Origin of the sequence: Micromonospora rubida (assembly GCF_009908295.1) — a bacterium.
GTDB lineage: Bacteria > Actinomycetota > Actinomycetes > Mycobacteriales > Micromonosporaceae > Micromonospora > Micromonospora rubida.
In genome coordinates this window covers 772,359-792,566 of record NZ_JAAALO010000004.1, presented here as the reverse complement: position 1 = coordinate 792,566, position 20,208 = coordinate 772,359, and the positions used below count along the sequence as shown (strand labels likewise).

The following is a 20,208-nucleotide window of genomic DNA, read 5'->3' as shown; positions in this document are numbered from 1 at the left end:
TCACCAGGCCACCGGCATCGCGGTCAGGCCGCGCACCAGCAGGCCGCTCTTCCAGGGCAGCTCCGCCTCGGGCACCGCCAGCCGCAGCCCCGGGGCCCGGTCGAGCAGGACGTCCAGCACCACCTGTAGCTCCATCCGGGCGAGCTGCGCGCCGACGCAGTGGTGCACTCCGTGCCCGAAGCCCAGGTGCGGGTTGATCTCCCGGCCCAGGTCGAGCCGGTCGGCGTCCGGGAAGACGGTCTCGTCGCGGTTGGCCGACGGGATCGACACGAGGACCGGCTCACCGGCGTGGACCAGCACCCCGCCGATCTCGACGTCCTCCTTGGCGTAGCGGGCGAAGGCGGCGGTCACGCCGAGTGGGACGAACCGCATCAGCTCCTCGACGGCGTGCGGCACCAGGCTCCGGTCCGCCCGCAGCCGGGCCCACTCGTCGGGATGGTTCAGCAGCACGTACACGAAGTTGGGGATCTGGGTGACGGTGGTCTCGTGGCCGGCGGCGAGCAGCCCCGCGGCGAGCTGCACCACCTCCTCCTCGCTGAGCCGGTCGTCGGCGTCGCGGGCCCGGACCATAGCCCCGATCAGGTCGTCCGTGGGCTCCTGGCGGCGCTGCGCGATCAGCCCGCCCATGTACGCGAACAGGTTGTCGATGTACCGCTGGGCCTGCTCGACGCTCAGCGCGGTGGTCGAGACGATCGCCTCCGACCAGGTGTGGAACTTGTCCTGGTCGGCGACCGGCACGCCGAGCAGGTCACAGATGACCCGGATCGGCAGCGGGGTGGCCAGGTGGGCCACCAGGTCGGCCGGCGGCCCGGCGGCGAGCAGGCCGTCGACCAGCTCGTCGGCGACCTGCCGGGTGCGCGGGCGCAGCTCCTCGACCCGGCGCGCCGTGAAGGCCCGGGCGACGAGTCGACGCAGCCGGGTGTGGTCGGGCGGGTCCATGGTCAGGATGCCGCCCTGGATCTGGCGAGGGCTGTTGCGGGGCTCGTCCCGGCCGACGGCCGCCGCCCGGCTGAAGCGGGCGTCGCCGAGCACCGTACGCACGTCGGCGTGGCGGGTGGCCAGCCACGCCGGCTCCCCGTAGGGAAGCCGCACCCGGATCAGCGGCTCGTCGCGGCGCAGCAGGGCGTAACGCGGGTCGAGATTGAGCCGGTCGGGATCACTGAACGGGTAGCGCTCGATCGTCGCCTCGGATGTGTCGGCCACCGGATGACTTCCTCTCCTCCACGGCCCCGCCGTCGGGCCGCCGACCGCTGGGCGCGACTCCACGGTGAGTCATGCCCCGAATGCGGATGGTAGCGAGAGAGGTCGATCCTCGGCCAGTGGCCGGGATGGATTCGTACCCTGAAGGGGTGAAGGCCGCCCGGACCGGCCGGCGGTGGGCGGAAACGTCACTTCCGGGGCCGCCGTCGGCAACGGCGGCCCCGGAAGGCAGCGCTGGGCGCGGGCGCTCGGGCCGCGACCGGCGTCGGTCAGCGTGGTGAGGTGTCGCCCTCTCCAGTGCGCCGCTGGGCGGCGTCGACGCCCTTGTCGATCTGCTTGTCGTACTTTCCGCCGGTGCGCTGGTCGGCCTGGTCGCCGGCCTGGTCGAGGCCCTGGTCGACCTGCTTCTCGTGCTTGTCGACCAGGGCCTTGGCCTTGCCCATAGAGTTGCTCACGTCGTTCCCCCTCCACTCGGTCCTCGCGGAGGCTTCCCCGGGCCGCCGGCCGCAAACCGGCGCCGCCCGGCCGGATACCGACCCGCCGGAGGCGACACCGTCGGGATCCGAGCGCGGACGTTGGGGTGTCGGGGAGCTGCCGGACGGGTAGGGACGTCGCCGAGACCGAGGAGGACCGACGTGGTCGAGGACGGTGCCGGGCGGACGCCCGAGGGGACGACGGACGACGGGAACCCCACGGCGCGTCCGGGGCCTACGGTGACCGGAACTGCCGGGATTGCCGAGGCTGCCGGCACGGTCGCGCCGGGTACCGGGACGGCCGAGACTGCCGGGGCTGCCGGGACGGTCGCGCCAAAGGCCGGGGCGGGAACGCGGCAGGCGTGGGCCGGGCTGCCCTGGCTGGTCCGCTCGGCGGTGCTGTGGAGCGCCTGCCTGGTGGTGGTCGTCGCCGGGCTGTACCTGGTCGGGAAGATCGCCGTGCTGCTGGCGCCGTTGGCCATCGCGCTGGCCGTGACCTTCTTCCTCACCGCGCTGCTCGACCCGGTGCTGCTCCTGCTGCGCCGGCTCCGGCTGCCGGCGGCGCTGGCCGCCCTGCTCACCGTGCTGTTCCTGCTGGGCGTCCTGGTCGGCGTCGGGGTGCTGGTGTGGAACCTGACGGCGAGCCAGTTCGGCGAGCTGACCCAGGAACTCGACCAGGGCCTCCAGCGGAGCCGGGACTTCGTCACCTCCACGCTCCCGGTCACCGATGCCCAGCTCGACAAGCTGGTCCAGCAGGCCCGGGACGGGCTGGGCGGCACCGCCCCCGACCCGGTCGGCGGGGCCCGGACGGTCACCGAGATCTTCGGCTCGGTCCTGCTCTCCCTGGTGTTGCTGTTCTTCCTGCTCAAGGACGGCCGGACGATGTGGCACTGGGTGCTGCGCCGGATGACCGGGCCGAACCGGGACGTCACCGCCGAGGCCGGCCGGGTGGGCTGGCGGACGCTCGGGGCGTACAGCCGGGGGACGATGTTGATCGCGGCGATCGACGCGATCGGGATCGGCGTGTCCCTGATGCTGCTTCGGGTGCCACTCGCCCTGCCGCTGGCCCTGATCACCTTCCTCGGCGGGTTCGTGCCGATCATCGGGGCCACCGTGGCCGGGGCGGTGGCGGTGCTGGTGGCCCTCGCCGCCAAGGGGCCCACCGTCGCCCTACTCGCCCTGGCCGCCGTGGTCGCCGTGCAGCAGATCGAGGGGAACCTGCTGGAGCCGCTGGTGATGAAGCGTCAGGTCAAACTGCACCCGGCGGTGATCCTGGTGGCGGTGACGGCCGGCACGCTGATCGCCGGGATCGCCGGGGCGTTCGTCTCGGTGCCGATCACCGCGGTCGCGTACCGGGTGATCGACACCGTGCAGCGACACCGGCAGGACGCCGCCGGGCGATCCACCACCACCGACTGAGTCAGGCCCCGGCGCGCAGGTGGGCGGCGAACCAGCCCGCCGCCGCGTCGGCGACCTGCTCCAGCGTGCCCGGTTCCTCGAACAGGTGGGTCGCGCCGGGCACCACCCGCAGCTCGGCCACCTCGCCGAGGTCGGCTGCCGCCTCCTCGTTCAGCGCGATCACCTGCTCGTCCAGGCCGCCGACCAGCAGCAGCGTCGGGGCGTGCACCCGGGACAGGGCGGGACCGGCCAGGTCGGGCCGGCCGCCCCGGGACACCACCGCCCGGACCCGCTCGGGCCGGGCCGCCGCGGCCACCAGTGCGGCGGCGGCGCCGGTGCTCGCCCCGAACAGGCCCACCGGCAGCCGGCTCAGGGCCGGATCGTCTGCCATCCAGTCCACGATCGCGGCCAACCGGTCGGCGAGCAGCCCGATGTCGAAGCGCAGCTCGGCCGTCCGGGCGTCGACCCGGTCCTCCTCCGGGGTGAGCAGGTCGACCAGCACCGTGCCGAGCGTCCGCTCGCGCAGCACGCCCGCGACGGCCGTGTTCCGGGGGCTGTGCCGCGAGCTGCCGCTGCCGTGCGCGAAGAGCACCACCCCGACCGCCCCGTCCGGGACCAGCACGTCGGCCGGCAGCCCGGCGTCCCCCACCGGGATCGTGACCTCGCCGCCCCGGGTCGTCGTACCAGCCTTTCCGCGCGCCGCCATCCGCCCACCCCTTCCCGTTCCTCGTCCCGCCCGGTTACCCACCCCGGCGGCCGGAATTCGTCGTTGCCTTGACACCGGCGACAAGGTCTAGCGTGACGGACAGGGCGGGCGAAGGAGGGTCGGATGCGGATCGGCGAACTGGCGGAACGCGCCGGTACGAGCACCCGGACGCTGCGGTACTACGAGACGCAGGGGCTGGTCCGGCCCGAGCGCTCGGCCAACGGCTACCGCGTCTACGACGAGGCGGAGCTGCGGGTGGTGCACGAGATCCGTGCCCTGCTGGCCGTGGGGTTCGGCCTGGACGACATCCGGCCGTTCGTGGCCTGCCTGCGGGCCGGCCACTCCTCCGGCGACGTCTGCCCGGACTCCGTGGCCGTGCTGCGTCGCAAGCTCGCCGAGGTGGATGCCTACCTCGACCGGCTGGGCGCGGTACGGCGGCAGTTGCACGACCAGCTCACCCAGGCCATCGCGTACCGGGAGGAAACATGCTTCAGGAAACGGGGACTTCCCCGCTGACCGCCGTCACCGATGCCACGTTCGCCGAGACGGTGCTGGCCGCCGACCGGCCCGTGGTCGTCGACTTCTGGGCCGAGTGGTGCCCGCCCTGCCTGGCGGTCTCGCGGAGCCTCGCCGAGCTGGCCGGGGAGTTCGGGGACCGGCTGCGCGTGGTCACCGTCAACACGGACGAGAACCCGGCGACCACCAGGGCGTACGGGGTGATGTCGATGCCGACCCTGCTGGTGTTCCGGGGCGGCGAGGTGGTCGGCTCGACCGTCGGGGCCCGACCGAAGAACCACCTGCGGCTCAGCTTCGCCCGTCACCTGGAGCAGTGAGCGCCGCGCTGCCGTCGTTTGCGCTTCGGCCGACCGGGAAGGCCCGGGGTGACCGCAGCACCGGCGCAGCCGCGCCCCGACGGATCGCGAGGATCGTCATGGCCCGACAGCAGGACAGGTCCAGGCAGCAGACCGCCGAGCGGGACGAAGGACGGGAACGGGACGCCGAACGCGGCCGGGACTGGGCGGACGAGGCGGCGCAGGCCCGCACCTCCGACGACCCGCGGACGGTCCCCCCACGCGACGCGGCCGGCCGCCCCTCCAACGGGCGGCAGTTCTGAGCCCTCCGGTCGGGCGGGTGCGCGCCGCCCGCCCGACCGGGGGCCCTCCGCCGTCGGCTAGTTGACCTTCTCGGGCAGGTGCAGGAGGGGCGCCCGGCCGGGCGGCTGCTCCGGCTCGGGGCCGGGCGGGTCGAACGGCGGCACCGGCACGGTGACCGGCTCGGCGCAGGTGACCCGCACCTTCTCGCCGTGGTGTCGCAGCTCCACCACGTCGTCGGTGCAGCCGTGCCGCAGCGCGTACGTGGTCTGGTGCGGCCGGACGTCGACCCGCAGCCGCTTGCCCCGCCACTGCAACGAGAACTCCAGCCGGGTGAGCCGGCTGGGCAGCCGGGGCGCGAACGTCAGCAGCCCTTCGTGGTCGCGCAGCCCGCCGAACCCGGCGACCAGGGCGATCCACGCCCCGGCGAGGGACGCCATGTGCACCCCGTCGCGGGTGTTCTCGTTCAGGTCGTGCAGGTCCATCAGCGCGGCCTCGCGCAGGTACCGGTGGGCCAGCTCCAGGTAGCCGATCTCGGCCGCCATCACCGCCTGGGTGCACGCCGACAGGGACGAGTCGCGTACCGTCCGCCGCTCGTAGTAGAGGAAGTTGCGCAGCTTCTCGTCGTCGCTGAACGCGTCCCCCCGCCAGTGCATGGCGAGCACCAGGTCGGCCTGCTTGACCACCTGCTTGCGGTACAGGTCGAAGTACGGGTAGTGCAGCAGCAGCGGGTACTTCTCGGCGGGGGTGTGCGCGAAGTCCCAATCCTGGAGCAGGGTGAACCCGTCCACCTGCTCGTGCACGTCGACCTCGTCGTCGTACGGGACGCACATCGCGTTCGCCGCGTCCCGCCAGGCCGCCGCCTCCTCCTCGGTCACCCCCAGCTCGATCGCCTCGTCCCGGAACCGCATCGCGTACTCGGCGGCGGTGAGCAGGTTCCGCTGCGCCATCAGGTTGGTGTAGATGTTGTCGTTCTTCACCGCGGTGTACTCGTCCGGGCCGGTCACCCCGTCGATGTGGAACCGGCCGTTCCGGTCGTGGTGCCCGAGCGAACGCCACAGCCGGGCTGTCTCGACCAGCAGTTCCAGGCCGATCTCCCGGGCCAACTCCTCGTCGTCGGTGACCATCAGGTACCGGCGCAGTGCGTCGGCGACGTCGGCGGCGATGTGGAACGCGGCCGTCCCCGCCGGCCAGTACGCCGACGACTCCGGCCCCTCGATGGTGCGCCATGGGAAGGCCGCGCCGGCGAGGTTCAGCGTCCGGGCCCGGTCCTGCGCCTGTTCCAGGGTGGAGTGCCGCCAGTACAGGGCGTCGCGGACCGCGCCCGGCTGGGTATAGGTGAGCACCGGCAGCACGAACATCTCGGTGTCCCAGAACGCGTGCCCGTCGTACCCGGGGCCGGTCAGGCCCTTCGCGGAGATCGGCCGCCGCTCGGCCCGGGCACCGGCCTGGAGCACGTGGAACAGGCCGAACCGCACCGCCTGCTGCACCTCCGGGTCGCCCTCGACCCGCACGTCGGCGGCGTCCCAGAACTCGTCCAGGTACTCCCGCTGCTCGCGGCGCAGCCCGTCCCAGCCGTCGAGGCGGGCCGCGGCGAGGGCCCCGCCGACCTGGTCGCGCAGCGCCGGCAGCGACCGCTTGCTCGACCAGCCGTACGTCAGGTACTTGATCACCCGCAGCGTCTCGCCGGGCTTGAGCACGCACCCGACGGTGGTACGGACCCAGTCCTCGTACCCCTCCGACCCGACGGTGGTGCGCTCCGGGCCGTGCACGTCATGGTCCATGGCGGCGGCCACCCGCAGGCCGCTGACCTTGGTCCGGTGGATCAGCAGCCCGCCGTCCTTGGTGGTCAGCTCCTCCTCGGCCACCAAGGGCGATTCCAGCACCGCCGCCACCCGGGGGTCGCGGCTCTGGGCGGGGAGGGTCTCGTTGGCCACCAGCTCGGACTGGAGGATGAGCCGGATGGGCCCGTCGACCGCCTCCACCTCGTAGCTGATGGCGGCGAGCGCCCGCTGGGTGAACGACACCAGCCGGGTGCTGCGGACCTTGACCTCCCGGCCCGCCGGGGAACGCCAGTGCAGCTCCCGGTGCAGGGTGCCGGCCCGCAGGTCGAGGATCCGCTCGTGGGCGAGCAGCTCGCCGTACCGGACGTCGAGCGGCTCGTCGTCGACCAGCAGCCGGATCAGCTTGCCGTTGGTGACGTTGACGATGGTCTGGCCGGACTCGGGGAAGCCGAAGCCCGCCTCGGCGTACGGCAAGGGGCGCAGCTCGTAGAAGGAGTTCAGGTAGGTGCCGGGCAGGCCGTGGGGCTCCCCCTCGTCCAGGTTGCCGCGCAGGCCGATGTGCCCGTTGGAGAGCGCGAAGACCGACTCGGACTGGGCCAGCACGTCCAGGTCGAGGCGGGTCTCCCGGATGTGCCAGGGCTCCACCGGATAGGCGCGTTCACGGATCATGCGGGTGTCCCCCTGTCGATCAGGTCGCCGAGGTCCGTCACCACGACGTCCGCCCCGTGCGCGCGTAACTCTTCGGCCTGGCCCACCCGGTCCACGCCCACCACGTAGCCGAACCCGCCGGCCCGGCCGGCGGCGACGCCGGCCAGCGCGTCCTCGAAGACGGCCGCCTGGGCCGGCTCGACCCCGAGCAGCGCCGCCCCGGCCAGGAAGGTGTCCGGGTGCGGCTTGCCGCGCAGCCCTCGCTCGCGGGCGACCACCCCGTCCACCCGGGCCTCCAGCAGCGGCTCCAGCCCGGCGGCGACGACCACCTGCCGGCAGTTGGCGCTCGCCGAGACGACCGCGCGGCGCAGGCCGGCGTCGACCGTCGCCTCCAGGTACGTCACCGAGCCCGGATAGACCTCGACCCCGTCGGTGCGGATGCGCTCCAGCAGGACGACGTTCTTCCGGTTGCCCACCCCGTTGACGGTGTCCGCCTCCGGCAGGTCGTCGGGCACGCCCTCGGGCAGGATGATCCCCCGGGAGGCCAGGAAGGTGCGCACCCCGTCGGCCCGGGGCCGGCCGTCGACGTACCGGTTGTAGTCGGGTCCCGGGTCGAACGGCCGGTACGGCTCACCGGTGGCCGCCGAGTGCCGTTGGAGGAACGCGTCGAACGTCTGCGTCCACGCCGCGTTGTGCACCCGGGCGGTCTGGGTCAGCACGCCGTCCAGATCGAAGAGACAGGCGGTCACATGATCAGGCAGGCCCAGCACAATACGAATCTATCCACCGGCCGGACCCGGCAAACCGGTTTCACCCCACGACGCGCGGGGAGCCGGGTGGCGACACGCTCAGCGGTTCGGGCGCAGCGTCCAGACCACGGTCATCGCCGAGGTCGGCGTGCCGTCCTCGGTGGCGATCTCGACCTCGACGGGGAACTCGGGTCGCCGGCCGGCGTCCAGCTCGGCGATCACCTCGGCCGCCACCCGGCCGAGCCGCGCGGTGGCCAGCACCGGCCCCATCGCCAGCTTCCGGTACGCGATCTCCGCGCGCACGGCCAGCGGCACCGCGCGGTCGAGGAGTTGGCCGAACGCGGCCAGCACGACCGCGCCGGAGGCGGTCTCGCCGAGGGTGAACATCGCCCCGGCGTGCGGACCGCCGACGTGGTTGTGGGTGGCCGGCGAGTCGGGCAACCGGACCACGGCGCGCACGCCGCCCTCCGCCTCGGGGGCCACCTCGACGAATTCGACGCCGAGCGTACGGGCGAAGGGCACGGCCTCCAGCATGCCGGCGGCCACCTGGCGAGAGTCGATGCTCATGCCCGAACGCTACTCTCCGGTAACTTGCGGGGCAAGGCGGGCCGCCGGAAGGCGGCGCGGTCACCCGGCGTCGGCGCGTGCCGGGGCCGGGGGCCCTCAGCGGCGCTTCGCGTACGCGACGAACGCCGACCAGTCAGCCGGGGCGAACACCAGCGCCGGCCCCCGCCGATCCTTGCTGTCCCGCACCCCGACCGCCCCCGGGAGGTTGTCGGCCACCTCGACGCAGTTGCCGGAGTTGCCGCTGCTGCGGGTGCTCTTGCGCCAGAGCGCGCCGGTCAGGTCCATGCCTCTGCCGCCTCCGAGATCGCTGTGAGGGTGGCTCCATGCGGCAGCGCCTCGGCCCGCACGGACTCCCACACCTGCCGCAGCGAGTGTACGTCCGCCGTGCGCTCCACGATGGTGCCCTGCAACTGGTTGTCGAGGTAGCCGACATCGTCGCCGTCGGGCGGGGTGGCGAGCACGAACGCGCCGTTGAGCCCCGGGTAGGCGCCCGTGCCGCGCGGCACCAGGTGCAGGTGCACCCGGGGGCGGCGGCCTACCTCGACCATGTGCCGCAACTGCTCGCCCATCATGTCGGGGCCGCCGACCGGGCGCTCCAGCACGGTGTAGTCGAGCACCGCCACGAACTGCGGCGGGGCCGGCCGGTCGAGCACCGCCTGCCGGGCCACTCGGGCGGCGACCTGCTGCTCCATCTCGTCGCCGATGAGCTGGCTGGCCCCCTCGTGCAGCGCCCGGGCGTACCCCTCGGTCTGGAGCAGGCCCGGCACGACCAGCGGCTCGAAGCTGCGCAGCGCGGTCGCCTGCTGCTCGATCGTCACCCACTCGCGGAACCACGGCAGCAGGCTCTCCCTGACCAGGGTGTCCCGGATCCGGACCAGCAGCCCCTCGGCCCCCAGCACGTCGTCGCAGCGCCGGGTGAACTCCTCCCGGGGCGGGCGGCGGCACTGCTCGACCGCCGCGACCAGCGAGGCGGAGTAGTTGACCCGCTCGCCGAGGGCCTCCTGCGACAGCGCCGCGCCGTCCCGCAGGCGGCGCAACTCCCCGGCGAACAGTTCCAGCATGGGCACCCGGTTCATCTGCACACCTCTGCACACACACGTCGGCCGAGTCGGACGGCTGGGCCGGTAGGGGCGGAACGGCTTCCGACAGTAGTCCCGCGATCAGCACACTGTCACGCAGCGGAGCCGCTGCCGCTTCCACCCCCGGGAACGCGGCGCGACCGCACGGCCCCCCGCCAATCCCCCTGGTGGGGCGGGCCCCTCCCACCGACGAAGGAGACCCGCGTGATCAGCCACCAGCTCCCGCAGCCCGGCGACGGGCCAGCCGCGGACCGCCCCCGGGCGCACCCGGCGCACGCCAGGCCCCACACGCCGCTGCGCCCCATCTGGTGCTGCCGCGCCTGCGGGCAGCCCTGGCCGTGCCCGCTGGCCCGCCTGCTGCTCAAGGCGGACTACGAGGACAACCCGATCGGCCTGTCGATCTACCTGAGCGGGATGTACTACGAGGCGCTCCGGGACCTGTACCGACTCAACCCCGACGACGGACCCGCCCCTGGCGAACTGTTCGCCCGGTTCGTGGCCTGGGGGCCGTACCGCCGGCGGGCCGTAGACCCGCCGTAGACCTCGACGGCGGCCGGCGATCCCGGCGGCCGGCGTGGCCTCACGGGTCGCGGCGAGTCACCGACGCCACGGCGACGACGACGGCCGCGACGGCCCAGGCCGCGAAGACGATCCATGCTTCGGTAAGGGTCACCGGGTACTTGTCGACGCCGGGGGTCGGGCGTCCAGGAATGCTTGGGATCTGATGCGCCGAGTTCTTGACCAGGGCCTGCCACGCCGGGAACACCATGGCGTTCCCGATCTCCTTGACCCAGCGGTACGTCTCGCCCTGAAAGAGCGCCGGTAGGAACAGCAGCAGCCCGACGGCGGCGACGATCGTGCCGGCGGCATGCCGGATGACCCCGCCGAGCGCCATGCCGACCAGCGCGCACAGCGGGGCGAGCAGCGCGGACCCAGCTACGGCGCGGAGCGCTCCGGGTGCGGTGATCGACAGGCCGATGTGCTCCTGGTGGTAGATGGCCTGGGTGGCGCCGAACGAGGTGGCCGAGACGATCGCGCCGAAGACCAACATGATCGCCGTCACCACGACCACCTTGGCCAACACCACCGGCCGGCGGGCCGGCACGGCGGTGAACGTGGTGCGGATCAGGCCGCTCGCGTACTCGCCGAAGACCGTGATGGCACCCACGCTGCAGGCGACGATCCCAAGGATCTGAAAGGCCTCATCCAGGAAGGCGGCGCTCATCGGATCGAGGGCCGTGCGCTGCAACGGTGATGTGCTCCGCGCGATCAACGCGACGTTGGAGCGGGCGGAGTTCGTGGTGATCCCGACGCAGATCAACGCGCCGGCCGCGAGCACGCCGTAGGTCGAGCGAAGCGACCACAGCTTGATCCATTCGGCGGCGAGCAGGTCGCGGAACCGGGCGCGGGTGTCGGTGGTGGTCATCGCTGGTCTCCTGCGAGGTACTCGACGCTGCCGGCGGTCAGTTCCATGAACACTTCTTCCAGAGAGCTGGTCTGGGTGGTGACCTCGTGCAGCATGATCCGGTGGTCGAAGGCGAGTTGACCGATGCGGGCTGCCGTCAGCCCGGTCACGGCGCAACTGCCATCGCGGTGCGTGCTGACCATGGCTCCCTCGGCGGTCAGCAGGGCCGTCAGCGTCGCCGTGTCGGGGGTACGGACGATCACCTGCTGTTTCGCGCTGCGGGCGGTGAAGTCAGCCAGCGGTTCGGCGGCGATCAGCCGGCCCCGGCCGATGACGATGAGCTGGTCGGCCGTGTTCTCCATCTCGCTCATCAGGTGGCTGGAGACGAACACGGTGCGACCCTCGGCGGCCAGCCGCTGAAACAGGCCGCGGACCCACAGCACGCCTTCGGGGTCCAGGCCGTTGATCGGTTCGTCGAACAGCAGCACCGGCGGGTCACCGAGCAGGGCGGTGGCGATGCCGAGCCGCTGCTTCATGCCGAGCGAGAACCCGCCGACGCGCCGACGGGCCGCGCTGCTGAGCCCCACCTCAGCCAGAACCTCGTCGACCCGCCGGCGTGGCAGGCCGTTGCTCGCGGCCAGGGCCCACAGGTGGGATCTGGCGCTGCGGCCACCGTGGACGTCGCCGGCGTCGAGCAGCGCGCCGACGTGCCGCAACCCGCGGGGCAGGTCGCGAAACCGGCGCCCGTCGATGGTGGCCGTGCCGCTGGTGGGCTCGGTCAGGCCGAGGATCATGCGTAGCGTGGTGGACTTGCCGGCCCCGTTCGGGCCGAGGAACCCGGTCACCTGCCCCGGGCGCACGCTGAACGACAGGCCGTCGACTGCCGTGACCTTCCGGTAGCGCCTGGTCAGTTGGTTGACTTCGATCATGCCGTCAACGCTCGCCCGGCAAGGGGCCGCGCCGCATCGCACCGCCGGTGACAATCGCCCGCTCGGCTGTCGACCCTGGTTGTACAACCGCCGGTCGATGCCCGGCACAGCGGGCGAGATTACGATCGGCAGATGCCCACCACGACGAGGTTGCCGCTGCTCAGGGCTGTGCCACCGGGGGTGTGGACGGCGCTGACCTGGTGTGTCGGAACGGCATACCCGATCGTCATGTCCATCCGGTTGCCGGGCGAGGTACCCGTCAATCCGGTCCGGGATCCGTGGGACCCCTTTTTCGTCACCTCATGGTGGTACCTGGCCATCGCCACCGCCCTGGCGCTGGCCGGCAGCGTCCTGCTGCGCCGCCGGCCGCTGCTGGCCGTCGCGCTGCTGCTGGCCGGGTCGGTCGCCGCGGCGATGGCGCTCAACTCGACCCGGATCGCGTTCCTGCAGTTCCTGGCGGCCGATGTGGCCCTGGGTTTCCTCGCGGCCGCCCAGGCCCGGCGAACCTCGATCGTGGCTACCGCCATGGCGCTGTCCGTGCTGGCCGGCCACTCGGCGGTGCGAGTGCTGCTCGGATACCCGATCGGCACCTCGACCCAGTTGACCGTCGCGCTCAGCGCGATCATCGCCTGGCTGATCGGCAACTCGGTTCGGCAGTCCCGCGACCACGCCGACCGGATGGCCGCCCAGGCCACCGCCCAAGCGGTCACCGCCGAGCGCCTACGGATCTCCCGCGAGCTGCACGACAGCGTCGCGCACAACATGAGCATCATCGCCCTGCAGGCCGGCGCGGCCAGCCGGGTCATCGACACCCAACCCACTGCCGCCCGGTCCGCGATGACCGCCGTCGAGACCGCCAGCCGGCAGACGCTGTCGGAGCTGCGCCGGATGCTCGGCATCCTCCGCCACGCCGACGAGCCTCAGGACGCGCTGGCGTTCGATCCGCCGCCCGGCCTGGCCGACGTCGAGCGGCTGGCGGCGGCGACCGGCGCCGCCGGCGTTCAGGTCCAGCTGCGATGGCTGGGCGACCACCGGCCGCTGCCCACCGATATCGACATCTCCGCGTACCGCATCGTCCAGGAGTCGATCACCAACGTCGTACGCCACGCCGCCACCACCGCCTGTCGGGTAACCATCGACCAACGGGACGGCGAAATCGCCATCACCGTCGACGACGACGGGCGGGGTCACGGCCAGCGCCGAGGGACCGGCCACGGCATCGCCGGCATGCGCGAACGCACCGAGCTGCTGCACGGGCACTTCCACGCCGGCCCTCGCCCGGAGGGCGGCTTCCGCGTCACCGCCCGCCTACCGGTACTGGCGGCGCACCGATGACCGTCCGCGTCGTTCTCGCCGACGACCAGCCCCTCGTGCGTACCGCCCTCAGGATGGTCATCGCCGACGCCGCCGACCTCGACGTCGCCGGCGAGGCCAGCACGGGTGCCGAAGCCGTCCAACTCGCCACCGACCTGCAACCCGACGTCGTTGTGATGGACATCCGCATGCCCGGCACCGACGGCATCGAAGCCACCCGGCTCCTCGCCACCGACCCGCGCACGGCGGCAGTCCGCGTCATCGTGCTGACCACCTTCGACCACGACGAGCACGTGTACGCCGCCCTGCGCGCCGGCGCGTCCGGATTCCTCGTCAAGGACATGGCCCTCGACGACATCCTCGACGCGATCCGCGTCGTCGCCGCCGGCGACGCCCTCATCGCGCCCAGCGTCACCCGCCGCCTGATTCAACACCTCGTCGAACGCCCCGAACCCACCCCTCACCGGCTCCCGATGATCGACGGGATCACTGGACGGGAACGCGAGCTGCTGACCCTCGTCGGACGTGGCCTGTCGAACACCGAGATCGCGGCCGAGATGTTCATCAGCGTCACCACCGTCAAGACCTACGTCACCCGGCTGCTCGCCAAGTTGAACGCCCGCGACCGGGTGAACCTGGTCATCATCGCGTACGAAGCGGGGCTGGTGGCACCCCGTACCTGACGATCAGAAGCGGTAAGAAAGTCGGCGCTCGGCGACAAGTGCTGGTGTGACACCACCACCTGGAGGAACGGTGCCGGACGCCCGGAGGACGGCTGTGGACCGGCAACGCCTCACCGACTTGTTCCGGCACCACGGTGACGCCATCTACGCATACGCCACAGACCGGCTGGGCGGTGAGGATGCCCAAGATCTCGTGGCCGAGGTGTTCATCGTGGCGTGGCGTCGCTACGTCATCGACGGTGAACAGTTCAAGAACGCACCTGAGACCTGCGGCTCCGTTGAGATGCTGGTCGCTCCTGCTGGCAACTGACGTACTCCGCTGTCGCGCCACGCCCCACACGCCGCTGCGCCCCACAGGTGATGTGCCTGACTGTCGCCTTTTCAGGCGACCGCCAGAGCATGAAGTCGAATGCCGTGCAGGTACGGTCCTGTTTGTGTTCGACACTCCACAACGTTCGATCGCCGGTCGGTACCGGCTTGTCAGTCCCCTCGGGCAGGGCGGCATGGGACGGGTCTGGCTCGCCCGCGACGAGACGCTGCGCCGGGATGTGGCGATCAAGGAATTGGTGCCGCCACCGGGTCTGACGGACGACGAGCGACGGGAGATGCGCGAGCGGTCCATGCGCGAGGCGCGGGCGATCGCGCGGCTCGACCAGACCAACGTGGTACGGATCTTCGACGTGCTGCATGCCGACGGCGAGCCATGGATCGTGATGGAGTACGTCCCATCCCGGTCGCTTCAGGCGGTGCTGACCGAGAACGGCCCGCTCGCTCCGGCCCAGGTGGCGCGGATCGGCCTGGCCCTGCTCGCCGCGCTGCGCGCCGCCCACCGGGCCGAGCTGCTGCACCGGGATGTCAAGCCGGCAAACGTGCTGCTCGCCAATGACGGCCGGGTGGTGCTGACCGACTTCGGGCTGGCCACCGCACCTGACGACCCGAGCGTGACCCGAACCGGGATCGTGCTCGGGTCGCCCTCGTACCTCGCGCCGGAACGACTCACCGACTGCGTGCCCGGCCCTGCCGCCGACCTGTGGTCGCTCGGCGCGACGCTCTACGCGGCCGTGGAGGGGAAGTCGCCGTACGCGCGGTCGTCGGCGATCGCGACGTTGACCGCCATCGCGACCGATCCGCCGACCCCGCCCCAGCGCGCGGGGGCGCTGACCCCGGCCCTCGAAGGGCTGCTGCGCAAGGACCCGAGCCTGCGGATCGACGCCGAGGAGGCCGAGCGACTCCTGCGTCAGGCGATACCCGAGCAACCGTCCCGGGCACACACGCACTCGCAGGCGTCGGCGAGGCCGGCGGCGACGGGCACGACGGCAGCGGACACGACGGCGGCGGGCACGACAGCAGCGGACACGACGGCAGCGGCAGCGACGGCGGCGGGCACGACGGCAGCGGCAGCGACGGCGGCGGGCACGACGGCAGCGACGACGCAGGAGGAGCCAGCCCGGAAGCCGTCCGCCACCACGGCCCCGCCGGACGAGCCGACCCAGACGCCGATCACCGCCACGAGCGCCACCGCCGCCACGAGGCGAAAGCGCTGGCTGATCGCCGCCGTCGTGGCCGTGGGCCTGGTCGGCGTCATCGCGGCTCAACCGCTCTTCAGCAACGCCCTGGCCGACGAGGCCAAGCCCGATCCGGTGCTCGGCACGACGGCTTCACCGGCCCCCGCGCCGATGGCCGGATGGCACTACCACACCCAGGATCCCGGCTTCTCGATACCGGTGCCGGACGGCTCGCAGCAGCTCCGCGACGGCACCCGCGTCGAGTTCCACGAACTGGACAGCCGTCGCGTGCTGGCCATCGACGCCCTCGGCGCGCCGAGGGCCGATCTCCTGGCGGACGCCCGGGCCACAGAGGCAGCGGACCACAAGACCGGGAGATATCCGGACTACGAATCGGTTCACCTTCGCAAGGTGAACTACCGGGCGCGCGCGGTGGACCGCGAATGGACATATGTCGGCGCCGGTGGGAGGCGGATGCACACCCTCAGCCGCACCTTCGTCGCCGAGAACGGCCAGGCATACGCGATCGAATGGACCACACCGGACGATGCGTGGGAGGCCGGGCAGGACGCTCTTTCACTGATCATGGGAAGCTTCCGCGCGCTGCAGGCCCAGGCAGCACCGGGTGGAGCGTCGACGTCCGCCAAACCGAGCAGGAGCGCTTCGCCCTCGCCTCGCGCCAGCGTCACCCCGCTCACGTCACCGAAGCCCGCCAAGAGCGGCACACTGGCAAAGCCCCGGTTCACCAACCAACGCATCGTCAACAACGGCAGCGGCACGTGCATCGACGTACCGGACAGCAACCCGAACACAACGGCCAAGATCCAGGCATGGGAATGCCACGGCGCCGCCGGGGAGAAATTCACCCTCGCCGCGGACCGCACGCTTCGGGTGATCGGCAAGTGCCTTGAGATCACAGACCCCAGCAACGGCCCACACCTCCGGATCGCCACCTGCACGGGCAGCGCGAAGCAGCGTTTCGACCTGAACAGCGCGGGCGACCTGGTCACTCTCGGCACGGTCCCGGCCAAATGCGTCGATCTGCCCGGCGGCGACTCCACCAACGGTGCCTGGCTCAACATCTGGGACTGCAACGGCAGAGAAAATCAGAAGTGGCACATCGGTTAGGAGTGCTTTGTCCGGTCGGCACCGACAGTGCGTTGACCCAGGCGTTCGTGATCGGGGCGAAGCCGGTGGCCCTGCTCGCCGTAAGCAGGGTCGAGCCAGGCTTTCCATGATCGTTTGCTGACTGGAGAACTCGCGCAACGCGTCGTCTCACAGGTCAGCAGACGATCATGGTGTGACCCCTCACAGCACCCCGGAGGGTGGAAGGTCCCGCTAGGTGTAATGCCCAGCAGGCACCGTTGTTGACGTGGGTGATGGGTGGTTTGCCGCCGAGTGAGGTGTGGTTGCGGTGGTGGTTGTAGGTGTGGATTCGGGTTGGTGGGGCGTCGGTGTGGTGTTGGTTGTTGGTGTAGGGCTGTTGGTAGGCCCATTCGTTGAGGAGGGTGTGGGGCCGGTCCAGCCAGGCCAGGCGGTGTAGGCCGGGGCGGGTCAACATCGCGTGCACCGTGGAGGCCGGTATGCCGAGTAGCGGTGTGATCCGGCGAGGTCCGGGTTTGCGGTTCTGGCGTGGTGGACAAATCGTCTCGACCGTGGTTGGAGTCTTGTGGGGCAGATGGTGAGCGGTGTTGGGTCGGTCTTGTAGTCCTTGATCTCCCTCAGCGCGCCACCGGGTCAACCACTTGTAGCCGGTGGTGCGGGAACAATCCAGTTCTTTCACGATGTGGGCCACGGGTCGGCCCTCGTCGACGACACGCGGGGTCAACAGCCGCCGGCCGTGCACTGTCAGACGGGCATCACGGTGGGCCATGAGACCTCTGGTCCGGTTGTGGGCGTCAGCACCTCACACCTCGCCGGAGGTCTCACCTCGTTTCAAGCCGCCACGCCGTCAACAACGCTCATGGCCGCTACAGCTAGCCGCCGCCCTTCAACCCTGCCGCCCCCGCCCCGCGGGTGCTGCGCTGCCGACGCCGACGGTGCCCGACGGTCAGCCACAAAGATCGTCTGTCACGTACCGGCGTCCCACCCGGCGTGTCGCGCCGGTGACCAGCAGACGATCAAGGCGCGGCCCATGAGGAAGCGTGCGGGGCGGGGCGGGGCGACGAAGGACGGCAGGGAACGCCGCGCACCGCGCACGTTGCACAGGGGGCAGCAAACCACCCATCACCCGCGTCAACAACGGTGCTGGGCATTACAACTAGAGGAGGTGGCCGATGGTGCGGATGATCTCGGCGTAGAAGTTGCCCTCGATGCTGCGGAACAGGGCAAAATTCTCACCAGGGCTGCCGAAGAACGGCCGCAGCGTCCAGGCGAGCTGGGTGCCGACGAAGCCGAAGAGCAGGATCCACACGTACAGCAGGGTCATGCTCGCCGGGCGCTCGGCAGCCGGTCGACGGGCCGCCGGCTCGGGCCAGTGGCGGTACTGCGCCGGCGGGTACCCGGCGGGAAGCAGCCCCGGCCCAGGGTGACCGGGCACGACAGCCCCGGGCACGACGGCCCCGGGCACGACGGCCACCGGGGCGGGGGCCGCGACCGCCGGGGCGGGCGCGGGCTGGGCCGCGGCCTCGACGGCGGCTCCGTTGGCGCCGACCGCGACCGGCACGGAAGCCGGTGCCGACGTAGCGCCGACCGCGACCGGCACGGGAGCCGGAGCCACAGCGGCCGGGGCCACAGCGACGGGAGCAGGGGCCGGGGCGAGCAGGCCAGCGGCGTTGAGCACCTGCATGCCGCCGGTCAGGAAGCGCAGCCCGACCACCGCGCTCAGCGTCAGGATGGCGACGTTGAGCAGCTTGAAGAAGCCGTAGTCGGGCGCGGTGATCAGGAAGAAGAGGCTGATCGGCGCGAACGCCACGGCCAGCATCGAGGTGACGGTGATCGCCACCATCACCAGCGCCAGCGACTGTCGCACCGACAGCCGGGCCCCGAAGACCAGGTTGAACAGGTAGAGCGTGGGCAGGCAGATGGCGAGGGTGACCAGGAACAGCAGCGGCAGCTTGACCGCCGAGGTCAGCGCCATCAGCACGCTGTGGAACGCGCCGAGCACCGCGCCGTAGCAGGCGAGGGCGATGCCGGAGCCGGCCAGCATCCGCAGGGTGAGGCCGGTGAGGTCCCGGTCGTCCACGATCTGCTGCCAGATGCCCTGCCGGTCGCGCAGGATGCGCTCGATGACGAGCGGGCTGGGACGGTCAGCCGACACTGGCGGACCCCTTTCTCACACCGTGCTCTGTGGACGAAGTCCGCTGACCGTAGGGCACCGACCTACCCGCCCGCCACCCCGTCCGGCGGTCAGCGCCAGCCCACGTCGATCCGGTCGCCGCGCTCGTCGAAGAAGTGCAGCGCGTCCATGCGCACCGAGACGGCCAGCGGGTGGCCGGCGGAGACCGCCGGGTAGGGCGCGAGCCGGACTCCCAGCTCCGCCGGGCGGCGGTGGTGCCGGCCCTGGTCGCTGAGCACGCTGGCCCGGTTGCCCCCGACGGTCTCGTCGGGAGTCGGTGCCGGCGCGGCACCCCGGCCGGTGAGCCGCTGCATGACCTGCCCGAGCCGGCGCCGGCCGCGCTGGCCGCCGTCGGCGTCCCCGGGCCGGCTGCCCATCTCGTCCACCACGATGGCGGTGGCGCCGATGTCGAGGAAGGCCAGCGACTCGTGGCCGTGGTGCTCCAGGTAGCGGATCCGGCCCCGGAGCACGTCGCCGGGGGCGTCCGGGGCGACCGGGGTGAGCGCCTCGGCCCGCATCCCGACGACGATCCGCTCGCCGTGGTAGTGCGCGACGGCCCGGCTGCGGATGTCGGTCCAGGGCAGGTAGAGCGACTGCTCGCCGATTCTCAGCGCGACGTACCGGTCGAGGTGGACGTAGACCGACGCCTCCAGCAGGTTCATCCGGGGGCTGCCGAGGAACGCGGCCACGTAGAGGGTGGCCGGGCGGCCGTACACCTGGGTGGGGGTGCCCACGTCCTGGAGCACGCCCTTGCGCATGATGGCCACCCGGTCGGCCATGGTCAGGGCCTCGGCCTGGTCGTGGGTGACGTAGATGGTGGTGACGCCCAGCTCGCGGGTCAGGCCGGAGATCTCCGCCCGCAGCTCCGCCCGCAGCCCGCTGTCGAGGTTGGACAGCGGCTCGTCCATCAGGAAGAGCCCCGGTCGGCGGACGATGGCCCGGCCCATCGCGACCCGCTGGCGCTGCCCGCCGGAGAGCTGGCTGGGCCTGCGGCCCAGCACGTCGCCGATGCCCAACGCGCTGGCCACGTCGGCGACCCGCTCGTCGCGCGGCGAGGGGTCGACCCCGGCCAGCCGCAGCGGGAAGGCGATGTTCTCCCCCACCGTCATGTGCGGGTAGAGGGCGAAGTCCTGGAAGACCATGGCGATCTTCCGGTCCCGGGGCTGCAGGTCGTTCGCCAGCTCGCCGTCGAGCAGGACCGCCCCGGAGCTCGGGTCCTCCAGCCCGGCCACCATCCGCAGCACGGTGGACTTCCCGCACCCGGACGGCCCGAGCAGGACCATGAACTCACCGTCGTTGACATCCAGGTTGATCTTGTCTACGGCGACCGTCCCGTCCTGGAAGACCTTGGTCACATCCTTGAGCGCGACGGTTGTCACCGTCTCCTCCCCCAGTTCGTC

At 71.9% G+C, this 20,208-nt stretch carries 21 protein-coding genes and 1 pseudogene; 9 read left to right on the top strand and 13 right to left on the bottom strand.

Annotation, left to right across the window (positions count from 1 at the left end):
• Positions 1 to 1,203: a cytochrome P450 gene (locus GVV04_RS18205; RefSeq protein ID WP_161689198.1), complete on the bottom strand. Its 1,203-nt coding sequence runs from the start codon at positions 1,201 to 1,203 to the stop codon at positions 1 to 3.
• Positions 1,204 to 1,469: 266 nt separating this feature from the next.
• Positions 1,470 to 1,643 (bottom strand): antitoxin, encoded by a 174-nt coding sequence (locus GVV04_RS18200; protein WP_201753776.1) that lies wholly within the window; start codon positions 1,641 to 1,643, stop codon positions 1,470 to 1,472.
• 192 nt (positions 1,644 to 1,835) lie between these two features.
• Between GVV04_RS18200 and GVV04_RS18195 the strand changes: the two genes are divergently transcribed.
• Complete coding sequence (locus GVV04_RS18195; protein WP_328822437.1) at positions 1,836 to 3,092, top strand: AI-2E family transporter; 1,257 nt, start codon at positions 1,836 to 1,838, stop codon at positions 3,090 to 3,092.
• A 1-nt stretch (position 3,093) separates the two neighbouring features.
• Here the strand turns inward: GVV04_RS18195 and GVV04_RS18190 are convergent, their stop codons facing one another.
• The gene (locus GVV04_RS18190; protein ID WP_161689196.1) at positions 3,094 to 3,777 is read right to left on the bottom strand and encodes a dienelactone hydrolase family protein; all 684 of its coding nucleotides are present in this window, start codon (positions 3,775 to 3,777) and stop codon (positions 3,094 to 3,096) included.
• Between the two features lie 123 nt (positions 3,778 to 3,900).
• Between GVV04_RS18190 and GVV04_RS18185 the strand changes: the two genes are divergently transcribed.
• The 3 genes from GVV04_RS18185 (at position 3,901) to GVV04_RS18175 (ending at position 4,891) form a co-directional block, all read left to right on the top strand.
• Complete coding sequence (locus GVV04_RS18185) at positions 3,901 to 4,293, top strand: MerR family transcriptional regulator (RefSeq protein WP_161689195.1); 393 nt, start codon at positions 3,901 to 3,903, stop codon at positions 4,291 to 4,293.
• Positions 4,263 to 4,610: a thioredoxin gene (gene trxA, locus GVV04_RS18180; protein WP_161689194.1), complete on the top strand. Its 348-nt coding sequence runs from the start codon at positions 4,263 to 4,265 to the stop codon at positions 4,608 to 4,610. Before GVV04_RS18185 ends, trxA begins: the two co-directional genes overlap by 31 nt.
• 98 nt (positions 4,611 to 4,708) lie before the next feature.
• Positions 4,709 to 4,891 carry a hypothetical protein gene (locus tag GVV04_RS18175; protein ID WP_161689193.1) on the top strand — a complete coding sequence of 61 codons (183 nt, stop codon included), beginning with the start codon at positions 4,709 to 4,711 and terminating at the stop codon, positions 4,889 to 4,891.
• A 57-nt stretch (positions 4,892 to 4,948) separates the two neighbouring features.
• Here GVV04_RS18175 and GVV04_RS18170 read toward each other — a convergent pair whose 3' ends face one another.
• The 5 genes from GVV04_RS18170 to GVV04_RS18150 form a co-directional block, all read right to left on the bottom strand.
• Positions 4,949 to 7,321, bottom strand: a complete 2,373-nt coding sequence (locus GVV04_RS18170) for a glycoside hydrolase family 65 protein (protein ID WP_161689192.1) — start codon at positions 7,319 to 7,321, stop codon at positions 4,949 to 4,951.
• The gene (locus GVV04_RS18165; protein ID WP_161689191.1) at positions 7,318 to 8,070 is read right to left on the bottom strand and encodes a beta-phosphoglucomutase family hydrolase; all 753 of its coding nucleotides are present in this window, start codon (positions 8,068 to 8,070) and stop codon (positions 7,318 to 7,320) included. Before GVV04_RS18165 ends, GVV04_RS18170 begins: the two co-directional genes overlap by 4 nt.
• Positions 8,071 to 8,148: 78 nt before the next feature.
• Positions 8,149 to 8,616, bottom strand: a complete 468-nt coding sequence (locus tag GVV04_RS18160) for a DUF4442 domain-containing protein (protein ID WP_161689190.1) — start codon at positions 8,614 to 8,616, stop codon at positions 8,149 to 8,151.
• Between the two features lie 96 nt (positions 8,617 to 8,712).
• The gene (locus GVV04_RS18155; protein ID WP_161689189.1) at positions 8,713 to 8,901 is read right to left on the bottom strand and encodes a DUF397 domain-containing protein; all 189 of its coding nucleotides are present in this window, start codon (positions 8,899 to 8,901) and stop codon (positions 8,713 to 8,715) included.
• Complete coding sequence (locus GVV04_RS18150; protein ID WP_161689188.1) at positions 8,892 to 9,692, bottom strand: helix-turn-helix domain-containing protein; 801 nt, start codon at positions 9,690 to 9,692, stop codon at positions 8,892 to 8,894. Before GVV04_RS18150 ends, GVV04_RS18155 begins: the two co-directional genes overlap by 10 nt.
• A 207-nt stretch (positions 9,693 to 9,899) precedes the next feature.
• On the opposite strand from GVV04_RS18150, the gene GVV04_RS18145 reads away from it, so the two are divergent.
• Entirely contained in the window at positions 9,900 to 10,235 is a 336-nt protein-coding gene (locus tag GVV04_RS18145; RefSeq protein ID WP_161689187.1) for a hypothetical protein, read from the top strand.
• 40 nt (positions 10,236 to 10,275) lie between these two features.
• Here GVV04_RS18145 and GVV04_RS18140 read toward each other — a convergent pair whose 3' ends face one another.
• Together GVV04_RS18140 and GVV04_RS18135 are read right to left on the bottom strand one after the other, a co-directional pair.
• On the bottom strand, positions 10,276 to 11,121 hold the full coding sequence (locus GVV04_RS18140) for an ABC transporter permease (RefSeq protein ID WP_161689186.1): 846 nt from the start codon (positions 11,119 to 11,121) through the stop codon (positions 10,276 to 10,278).
• On the bottom strand, positions 11,118 to 12,029 hold the full coding sequence (locus GVV04_RS18135; protein WP_161689185.1) for an ABC transporter ATP-binding protein: 912 nt from the start codon (positions 12,027 to 12,029) through the stop codon (positions 11,118 to 11,120). Before GVV04_RS18135 ends, GVV04_RS18140 begins: the two co-directional genes overlap by 4 nt.
• Before the next feature lie 132 nt (positions 12,030 to 12,161).
• Here GVV04_RS18135 and GVV04_RS18130 point away from each other — a divergent pair, with 132 nt between their 5' ends.
• The 4 genes from GVV04_RS18130 (at position 12,162) to GVV04_RS34810 (ending at position 16,659) form a co-directional block, all read left to right on the top strand.
• The gene (locus tag GVV04_RS18130; protein WP_201753590.1) at positions 12,162 to 13,364 is read left to right on the top strand and encodes a sensor histidine kinase; all 1,203 of its coding nucleotides are present in this window, start codon (positions 12,162 to 12,164) and stop codon (positions 13,362 to 13,364) included.
• Positions 13,361 to 14,026 carry a response regulator gene (locus GVV04_RS18125; protein ID WP_161689184.1) on the top strand — a complete coding sequence of 222 codons (666 nt, stop codon included), beginning with the start codon at positions 13,361 to 13,363 and terminating at the stop codon, positions 14,024 to 14,026. The genes GVV04_RS18130 and GVV04_RS18125 overlap by 4 nt, the downstream gene beginning before the upstream one ends.
• Positions 14,027 to 14,120: 94 nt before the next feature.
• Positions 14,121 to 14,336 carry an RNA polymerase sigma factor gene (locus GVV04_RS33210; RefSeq protein WP_235966255.1) on the top strand — a complete coding sequence of 72 codons (216 nt, stop codon included), beginning with the start codon at positions 14,121 to 14,123 and terminating at the stop codon, positions 14,334 to 14,336.
• A 124-nt stretch (positions 14,337 to 14,460) separates the two neighbouring features.
• Positions 14,461 to 16,659, top strand: a complete 2,199-nt coding sequence (locus tag GVV04_RS34810) for a protein kinase domain-containing protein (protein WP_407938818.1) — start codon at positions 14,461 to 14,463, stop codon at positions 16,657 to 16,659.
• Positions 16,660 to 16,888: 229 nt separating this feature from the next.
• Here GVV04_RS34810 and GVV04_RS18110 read toward each other — a convergent pair.
• The 3 genes and pseudogenes from GVV04_RS18110 to GVV04_RS18100 form a co-directional block, all read right to left on the bottom strand.
• Positions 16,889 to 17,404 (bottom strand): annotated as a pseudogene (locus tag GVV04_RS18110) (leucine zipper domain-containing protein); the annotation flags it as partial.
• A gap of 387 nt (positions 17,405 to 17,791) precedes the next feature.
• Entirely contained in the window at positions 17,792 to 18,790 is a 999-nt protein-coding gene (locus GVV04_RS18105) for a hypothetical protein (protein ID WP_161689181.1), read from the bottom strand.
• Positions 18,791 to 18,879: 89 nt separating this feature from the next.
• A complete protein-coding gene (locus tag GVV04_RS18100) occupies positions 18,880 to 20,187 on the bottom strand; it encodes an ABC transporter ATP-binding protein (RefSeq protein WP_161689180.1) in 1,308 nt (435 codons plus the stop codon).
• Positions 20,188 to 20,208: the final 21 nt, after the last annotated feature.